Here is a 5984-nt window from a genome sequence, read left to right on the forward strand (position 1 = left end):
ATCCTCTCAGCTGCTTCTTTTTGAGTTAAACCTGCAATATCTCTAGCTAATTGATAGATACTTTTGCACTTATTGTTCATTCCTTTTACCTTCCTTTCGTTATAAAATATAATTAATAAGTAATTAATTTCTTTCCTTAAAAACTGGCATATCCTTAACCTTACCTACATAATTAGCTATAACTCTTTTCTTACTAGGTGTCATATAAAGGCACCTCCCTTCATTTTTTTCTTATGCATTTAAATATCTTTCTACTGATGACTTAGGTATCAATATTCTTCTACCTACTCTTTTAACTTTTATCTCTCCACTATTTACTAACTCATAAGCTTTACTTTGACTTATATCTAATACCTCCATAAGCTCATATACGTTATATACTAAAGGTTTTAATTTTCTTACATTATTCATTTCTTTCGCTTTTTCCATCTCTTTTATCTCTTTTTCCACACCTCTCACCTCCTACGCTGATTTCTCGTCTAACAATTCTGCTATTGTTACTCCTAAAGCTTTTGCTATTTTCATTAATGTATCTATTGATGGATTAGCTTTATTTGTTTCAATTTTAGTTATTAAAGTTGATGTTTTATTTATTTTTTCAGCTAATTCACTTTGGGTTAGCCCAAGTTTCAATCTGTTATGTTTTATATTTTCACCTATCATGAATTTCACTCCTTTGTAATTACTATTATAATGATTATAATTCAGTATGTCAATATAAAATGCGGAATTATATTCAGTATTTTAATTATTCTACTTTATTGCTATAATTAAAGATGAATATTATTCACATTAAGCGAGGTTATGTTATTATGAATATTGATATTGGTTTAAGATTTAGAGAGATAAGAATGTCTAATAACTTATCTGCTAATAAGTTGGCTGATGGTCTAAACATAAATCCATCAACGTTAACTAAAATAGAAAACGGAAACTCCTTACCCTCTATAAAATTGCTTATTAATTTTTGTGACTATTTCAATATTAGCTTGTCAAGTTTCTTTGATAATGAAATTGAAAGCGATTCTATTCTTACTCCTGAACTTAAAGAACTTCTTTACAATGCTAAAGATTTAACTCCTGAACAACTTACTATACTTACACAGTTCTTAAAAGCTTTAAAATAAGGAGGTGCTATATATGAACAATGAAGAAAAAATACTTCAATTATTGACTCAAATGCAAAATCAAATTAACAATATAGAATCTGACACAAAAGAAATTAAAACTAAGGTAGATTCCATTACTGAACAAACTGCCAACCTAACTGAATTTAGAACTCAAGCAAATACTAAATTAGACAAAATATCTGATGATGTTGAGTTTCTAAAACATCAAGAATATGAAACTAAACAAGACTTATTCAGTATTAAAAGAAATATTAGATCTACTAAATAGGCTGGAGTATATTCAGTCTATTTGCCTCTTCAAATTAGCTGTTCCACTCTCCTCACCTCCTACGCTGTGTGATTTGTTTCTGTTATGATATAATATTTTTGACCCTGAACTTATCACCTATGAAGGAGGTGATAAAGTGCAAAAATCAGATATAGCATTACAACTAACTTTAAGAGCTATGGAAAGACTTTTGGTTCCTAATGACAAATGTACTACTCGCTATGATATAAATAACAGAACAGCTGAAAATATTGCTGAAATGTATAAAATTATTTATTCATCAATTAAAGAAAATGATGATTAAAAATTATTTGTAATGAAGATTACTAGATTAAAAATGGTCTCAACATTCTTTCTAGCTTGTTCAGGGTCAACACTTTTTTCATTTTCTTCAACTAATAATTTTATTTGTTCTTCTAATATCTTTTTATAATCCACATCTCTCACCTCCTACGCTATATGGTTTAGTCCCCTTGTGGTATAATTTTCTAAAAGGGGGTGCTACTTATGAGTGATAAACCTAAAATATGTCCATTTATGTCTAGTAAAATGAACTACCAATATTGTATAGATGAATGCAATTTCCACGACGAATATGTTGGATGCTTAATTAAATTTAACATTCAAGAAATTAGCAACTCATCATCTAAATCAGAAAATATTATTCAAGCTATTTATGAGAAACTTGAATAACTACTTTAACTTTGCAGAAGCATATAATTTATTTCTTAATTTATTTAATACTTCTGTTGCTTCTGCATAAGTTACTTCTTTTACTTTCAATGATTCATATAATTCATTTACTATTAAATCAAATTTTTCTTTTTCCATTCTCTCACCTCCTCTATGCCGAATGTAAGTTGTTTTTTTACCTCAACTCTTATAAAATACTGTTAAGAATGGAGGTATATTTTATGAATGACTTATTAATTGGAATCATCACCGGTCTTATATCAGCTTTAATGTTTGAATGGATAAAAAATATTTTCAAAAGCACTAATTCCGATATAAAAGATACTAGAGATATTGCATCAAAAGATATTAGCAAGATAAAAAAACAATTCTATTTGTGTTTTCCACTTTCTTTAGTTTTGATTATCTGGAGATTTCATATAGAAGGTGACTCATTTCTTGCCGTATCTCTTGTTTCAATGTCAACAATGCTTTTATTATTCTCCTTATTTGCTTTTATGTGTGCAATAGAAATTATAGAAAAACTTATAAATGACAATTCCAAGAATAAATCCAATTAAAAACTTCAATATAAAATCTCACCTCCTATGCTGATCTTCCATTTATACAATTGGTAATTTCATTATCAAAAAAAATTTCATTCACTAAGCTTAAATTCATCTCTAAAGTGCTAGCAACACTTAATATCTCACTAGTCGTAAAATCTACCATACCAAGCTCTTTTCTATTGTATGTTTTTACATTCATCCTTAGAATTTCTGCTATTTCTTTCTGTGTCAAATTTTTGGATACCCTAGTACCTTTTAATTTATTACTATTCATCTCTTCACCTCCACTATTACCATTTGGTAATTTAATCTTACCATGCCAATTGGTAAGTTGTCAATAGGTAATTTATATTTTTGGTAATTTTTATTTTCTTTTTTTACTTATGTCTTATAATATTGGTAAGAGTTATTTAGGAGGAAAAATATGCAAACTATTGGTGATAGAATTAAATCTAGAAGAATTGAATTGAATATGACACAAAAAGAATTGTCAGAAAAAGCTCAAATTACAGAGGCTACTCTTTCTAGATATGAAAATAACCTTAGAGAACCTAAAGCAGAAATAATTATTAATATCGCAAAAGCTTTAAATACAAGTACTGACAAATTGATGGGAGTTAGTAGTCCATCCAATGAGTATGATCTTACTGAAGAAGAGTTAGAAATACTTGAACAAATAAAAAATGATCCAGAAATAAGTATTTTATTCCATGACCTCAAATCAGCTCCTAAGAAAAAAATTAAGCAATTGATTAAGACATGGGAATTTTTAAATGAGCAATTTGATGAGATGGATGATGAGGAATAATTCTAAGGAGGAATATAACATGAGTAATGAAGATAAATTATTTGAATTAATGACTAAAATGTATGGTGAAGTACAAGAAGGTTTTAAAAAAACAGATAAAAGCTTTGAAGAGGTTAATGAAAGGCTAGATAAGATTGAAAATAGAGTTACTATAATTGAACAAGACCACGGTAAAAAATTAGAGTCTTTATTTGATGGATATACTCAGCTTAATGAAAAAGTTGATAGGATAGAAGATCAGGTATCTAAGCAGGAAGAGATAATTATTCGAAAGGTGAAATAATATCTTTGATATTAAATGTGTCGTATTCAACACGTTTAAAAATTAAAACTAGGAGGAATTACTATGAATAATGAAAATAAAACCTATGAATTAATAACCAAAATGTATAATGAAATGCAAGAAGAATTTATAAAACTCAATAATGAGATTAAAAATATGAAAAATGATTTAAATGATTTTAGAGAAGAAACTCATTATAACTTTAACAAGTTAGAAAGTAAACTTGATGATGTAGAAGCTAATAATGCTAATAGACATATAACATTAGATTCCAAGATAGAAAAAATAAATAAAAATATGAGTACAGTAGAAGAAGTTACAGCTAAAAACTGGATAGATATTATTGAACTAAAAAAATAAAATAAGTATTAAAACCGGAACATAAAGGGGGATCACCATATTGACTTTAGCAGATTTATTACCTAAGCAACATATAAATTATTTACAAGATAAAGCTAATGAGATTTTAGGAATAAATAAAATTAATAAGATATATGATATTAATTTAGATATTATTATTGAAAAATATAAGAATATAAAAGTAATTAATTTGAATCAAGATAGTAAAACTATATTAAAAAGGAATAAAGCTATAATAATAATAAATAATAATCTAGATTATAGAGAGTATCGCCAAGAGCTTGCAGAAGAATTCTGTCATGCTCTTTTACATATAGGAAATCAAATTAATTATTCTAAGAATGTATGTCTAACTAAACAAGAAAATCAGGCTAAAAGAATGTCCGCATATCTGCTCTGTCCTATTAAGTTTATTAGTAATATTGATATTTATGATAATACCTATGCCCTGGTAGAAGAATTAGCTGATTTATTTAATGTTACATATAATTTCATGCAATATAGATTATCACTTATATGGGGACAAGATATTGATTATATTGCTTTCAATAAAGGACAAGCATATGGATACATTAGTGTTGAGTAGTTATATTTTTTATCGTTAAACCGAACATATATTCTATTAAGGAGGTTTTAAAATGCAAGGACATGTAAGAAAAAGAGGAAAGAAATGGTGTTTTGTTGTAGATGTACCATCTATGGATGGAAAAAGAAAGCAAAAGTGGTACAGTGGATATAAAACAAAAAAAGAAGCACAGAAGGCACTTAGTAAAGTTTTAAATGAAATAAATACAAATACATTAGTTATTCCAGATGATTCTACTCTGGGAGAATACTTAACCTATTGGTTAAATATGTATAAGGATAAACTATCTCCTACTACTATAGCTGGATATACAATTATAATAGAAAAACATTTAATACCATCACTAGGTAAAATAAAGTTGGCCAAACTTAAACCTTTAATGGTGCAAGATTATTATAATAAAAAGAAATTATCAGAAAGAACTTTACTAAATCATCATAGGTTGCTTAGAAAAGCACTTGAAGATGCGAGAAAGTGGCAAATGATACATCAAAATGTTTGCGACCTTGTAAATTCACCTAAACCAAAAAAATATACTGCTAAAGTTCTAGAGCCTTCTGATATAAGTAAATTATTAGCTACATTAGAAGGAAATAGGCTCTATATACCTATAGCATTACTGCTTATGTTAGGACTTAGGAGGGGCGAATTATTAGGTCTTAAATGGAGTGATATTGATTTCAAGAAAAAGATATTACACATAAGAAGAAACTTAGTAATGGATGAAGATAGCAATCTAGTTATAAAGGATCCTAAAAATGAAACTAGTAAAAGAGATTTGCCACTATCTGATAGAGCTATAGAATTATTTAAAAAGCAAAGAAAAGAAAATTTAGAGATGCAACTATATATAGAAGATTATAAAGAAAGTGAATATGTATTTGTAGAACCGAATGGCGATAGGATGAATCCTAATAATTTTTCCAAGAGATTTAATTACTTTGTTAATAGAAATGGATTTAAAGGTTTAAGGGTGCATGACCTAAGACATACTAATGCAACTATAATGCTTTCTTCTGGAGTTCCTGCTAAAGTAGCAAGTAAAAGATTAGGGCATTCAAATATATCCACAACTATGGATATTTATTCTCACGTCCTGGACGATTTAAATGAAGAAGCAACTCAAAAAATAGAAGAAAAAATGTTTAAATAAAATGTCTATGTTTGCATAATGTTTGCAAATTCATTTTTTACTAAACTTGTTTGCAAATTGATTGAATTTAAAAAAGAGGCTGAAAGCCTCTCGAATACTATGGCGGGAATATGTGGGAATCGAACCCACCCAGGACGCTCCTAACGCCCCGAACT

General features: G+C 27.9%; 15 protein-coding genes. 10 read left to right on the forward strand and 5 right to left on the reverse strand.

The window, feature by feature from the left end; genetic code table 11:
• Window positions 1-231 precede the first annotated feature (231 nt).
• Both GOQ29_RS05975 and GOQ29_RS05980 read right to left on the reverse strand, forming a co-directional pair.
• Entirely contained in the window at window positions 232-450 is a 219-nt protein-coding gene (locus GOQ29_RS05975) for a helix-turn-helix domain-containing protein (RefSeq protein WP_350445981.1), read from the reverse strand.
• A 12-nt stretch (window positions 451-462) separates the two neighbouring features.
• Window positions 463-663: a helix-turn-helix domain-containing protein gene (locus tag GOQ29_RS05980; RefSeq protein WP_203371737.1), complete on the reverse strand. Its 201-nt coding sequence runs from the start codon at window positions 661-663 to the stop codon at window positions 463-465.
• 149 nt (window positions 664-812) lie between these two features.
• On the opposite strand from GOQ29_RS05980, the gene GOQ29_RS05985 reads away from it, so the two are divergent.
• The 3 genes from GOQ29_RS05985 (at window position 813) to GOQ29_RS05995 (ending at window position 1702) form a co-directional block, all read left to right on the forward strand.
• A complete protein-coding gene (locus GOQ29_RS05985) occupies window positions 813-1127 on the forward strand; it encodes a helix-turn-helix domain-containing protein (RefSeq protein WP_252187531.1) in 315 nt (104 codons plus the stop codon).
• Window positions 1128-1140: 13 nt separating this feature from the next.
• Window positions 1141-1398 (forward strand): hypothetical protein, encoded by a 258-nt coding sequence (locus GOQ29_RS05990; protein ID WP_203371739.1) that lies wholly within the window; start codon window positions 1141-1143, stop codon window positions 1396-1398.
• A gap of 136 nt (window positions 1399-1534) precedes the next feature.
• Window positions 1535-1702, forward strand: a complete 168-nt coding sequence (locus GOQ29_RS05995; RefSeq protein ID WP_203371740.1) for a hypothetical protein — start codon at window positions 1535-1537, stop codon at window positions 1700-1702.
• Here GOQ29_RS05995 and GOQ29_RS06000 read toward each other — a convergent pair.
• Window positions 1699-1836 (reverse strand): hypothetical protein, encoded by a 138-nt coding sequence (locus tag GOQ29_RS06000; protein WP_203371741.1) that lies wholly within the window; start codon window positions 1834-1836, stop codon window positions 1699-1701. The genes GOQ29_RS05995 and GOQ29_RS06000 overlap by 4 nt on opposite strands.
• Before the next feature lie 69 nt (window positions 1837-1905).
• Between GOQ29_RS06000 and GOQ29_RS06005 the strand changes: the two genes are divergently transcribed.
• A complete protein-coding gene (locus GOQ29_RS06005; RefSeq protein WP_203371742.1) occupies window positions 1906-2091 on the forward strand; it encodes a hypothetical protein in 186 nt (61 codons plus the stop codon).
• Here GOQ29_RS06005 and GOQ29_RS06010 read toward each other — a convergent pair whose 3' ends face one another.
• Window positions 2092-2229, reverse strand: coding sequence for a hypothetical protein (locus GOQ29_RS06010; protein WP_203371743.1), 138 nt, complete (start codon window positions 2227-2229; stop codon window positions 2092-2094). It lies immediately after the preceding gene.
• A gap of 83 nt (window positions 2230-2312) precedes the next feature.
• Here GOQ29_RS06010 and GOQ29_RS06015 point away from each other — a divergent pair, with 83 nt between their 5' ends.
• Window positions 2313-2651 (forward strand): hypothetical protein, encoded by a 339-nt coding sequence (locus tag GOQ29_RS06015; protein WP_203371744.1) that lies wholly within the window; start codon window positions 2313-2315, stop codon window positions 2649-2651.
• Window positions 2652-2676: 25 nt separating this feature from the next.
• Here the strand turns inward: GOQ29_RS06015 and GOQ29_RS06020 are convergent, their stop codons facing one another.
• On the reverse strand, window positions 2677-2913 hold the full coding sequence (locus GOQ29_RS06020) for a helix-turn-helix transcriptional regulator (protein WP_203371745.1): 237 nt from the start codon (window positions 2911-2913) through the stop codon (window positions 2677-2679).
• 150 nt (window positions 2914-3063) lie between these two features.
• Here GOQ29_RS06020 and GOQ29_RS06025 point away from each other — a divergent pair, with 150 nt between their 5' ends.
• The 5 genes from GOQ29_RS06025 to GOQ29_RS06045 all read left to right on the forward strand — a co-directional run bounded on the left by GOQ29_RS06025 (window position 3064) and on the right by GOQ29_RS06045 (window position 5829).
• Window positions 3064-3447: a helix-turn-helix domain-containing protein gene (locus tag GOQ29_RS06025; protein WP_203371746.1), complete on the forward strand. Its 384-nt coding sequence runs from the start codon at window positions 3064-3066 to the stop codon at window positions 3445-3447.
• A gap of 19 nt (window positions 3448-3466) precedes the next feature.
• Window positions 3467-3730, forward strand: coding sequence for a hypothetical protein (locus GOQ29_RS06030; RefSeq protein WP_203371747.1), 264 nt, complete (start codon window positions 3467-3469; stop codon window positions 3728-3730).
• A gap of 63 nt (window positions 3731-3793) precedes the next feature.
• On the forward strand, window positions 3794-4090 hold the full coding sequence (locus tag GOQ29_RS06035) for a hypothetical protein (protein ID WP_203371748.1): 297 nt from the start codon (window positions 3794-3796) through the stop codon (window positions 4088-4090).
• 40 nt (window positions 4091-4130) lie between these two features.
• Window positions 4131-4676, forward strand: a complete 546-nt coding sequence (locus GOQ29_RS06040; protein WP_203371749.1) for an ImmA/IrrE family metallo-endopeptidase — start codon at window positions 4131-4133, stop codon at window positions 4674-4676.
• A gap of 52 nt (window positions 4677-4728) precedes the next feature.
• On the forward strand, window positions 4729-5829 hold the full coding sequence (locus GOQ29_RS06045; RefSeq protein WP_203371750.1) for a site-specific integrase: 1101 nt from the start codon (window positions 4729-4731) through the stop codon (window positions 5827-5829).
• Window positions 5830-5984: the final 155 nt, after the last annotated feature.

This window comes from Anaeromonas gelatinilytica (assembly GCF_016820635.1).
Classification (GTDB): Bacteria; Bacillota; Clostridia; order Tissierellales; family SIT17; genus Anaeromonas; species Anaeromonas gelatinilytica.

What these genes read in the sequence shown, in the direction of transcription:
- GOQ29_RS05990 (WP_203371739.1), top strand. Translation starts at nt 1,141, where the DNA reads ATGAACAATGAAGAAAAAATACTTCAATTATTGACTCAAATGCAAAAT.
- GOQ29_RS06045 (WP_203371750.1), top strand. Translation starts at nt 4,729, where the DNA reads ATGCAAGGACATGTAAGAAAAAGAGGAAAGAAATGGTGTTTTGTTGTA.
- GOQ29_RS06020 (WP_203371745.1), bottom strand. Translation starts at nt 2,913, where the DNA reads ATGAATAGTAATAAATTAAAAGGTACTAGGGTATCCAAAAATTTGACA.
- GOQ29_RS06005 (WP_203371742.1), top strand. Translation starts at nt 1,906, where the DNA reads ATGAGTGATAAACCTAAAATATGTCCATTTATGTCTAGTAAAATGAAC.
- GOQ29_RS06030 (WP_203371747.1), top strand. Translation starts at nt 3,467, where the DNA reads ATGAGTAATGAAGATAAATTATTTGAATTAATGACTAAAATGTATGGT.
- GOQ29_RS06025 (WP_203371746.1), top strand. Translation starts at nt 3,064, where the DNA reads ATGCAAACTATTGGTGATAGAATTAAATCTAGAAGAATTGAATTGAAT.
- GOQ29_RS05985 (WP_252187531.1), top strand. Translation starts at nt 813, where the DNA reads ATGAATATTGATATTGGTTTAAGATTTAGAGAGATAAGAATGTCTAAT.
- GOQ29_RS06015 (WP_203371744.1), top strand. Translation starts at nt 2,313, where the DNA reads ATGAATGACTTATTAATTGGAATCATCACCGGTCTTATATCAGCTTTA.
- GOQ29_RS06035 (WP_203371748.1), top strand. Translation starts at nt 3,794, where the DNA reads ATGAATAATGAAAATAAAACCTATGAATTAATAACCAAAATGTATAAT.
- GOQ29_RS06010 (WP_203371743.1), bottom strand. Translation starts at nt 2,229, where the DNA reads ATGGAAAAAGAAAAATTTGATTTAATAGTAAATGAATTATATGAATCA.
- GOQ29_RS05980 (WP_203371737.1), bottom strand. Translation starts at nt 663, where the DNA reads ATGATAGGTGAAAATATAAAACATAACAGATTGAAACTTGGGCTAACC.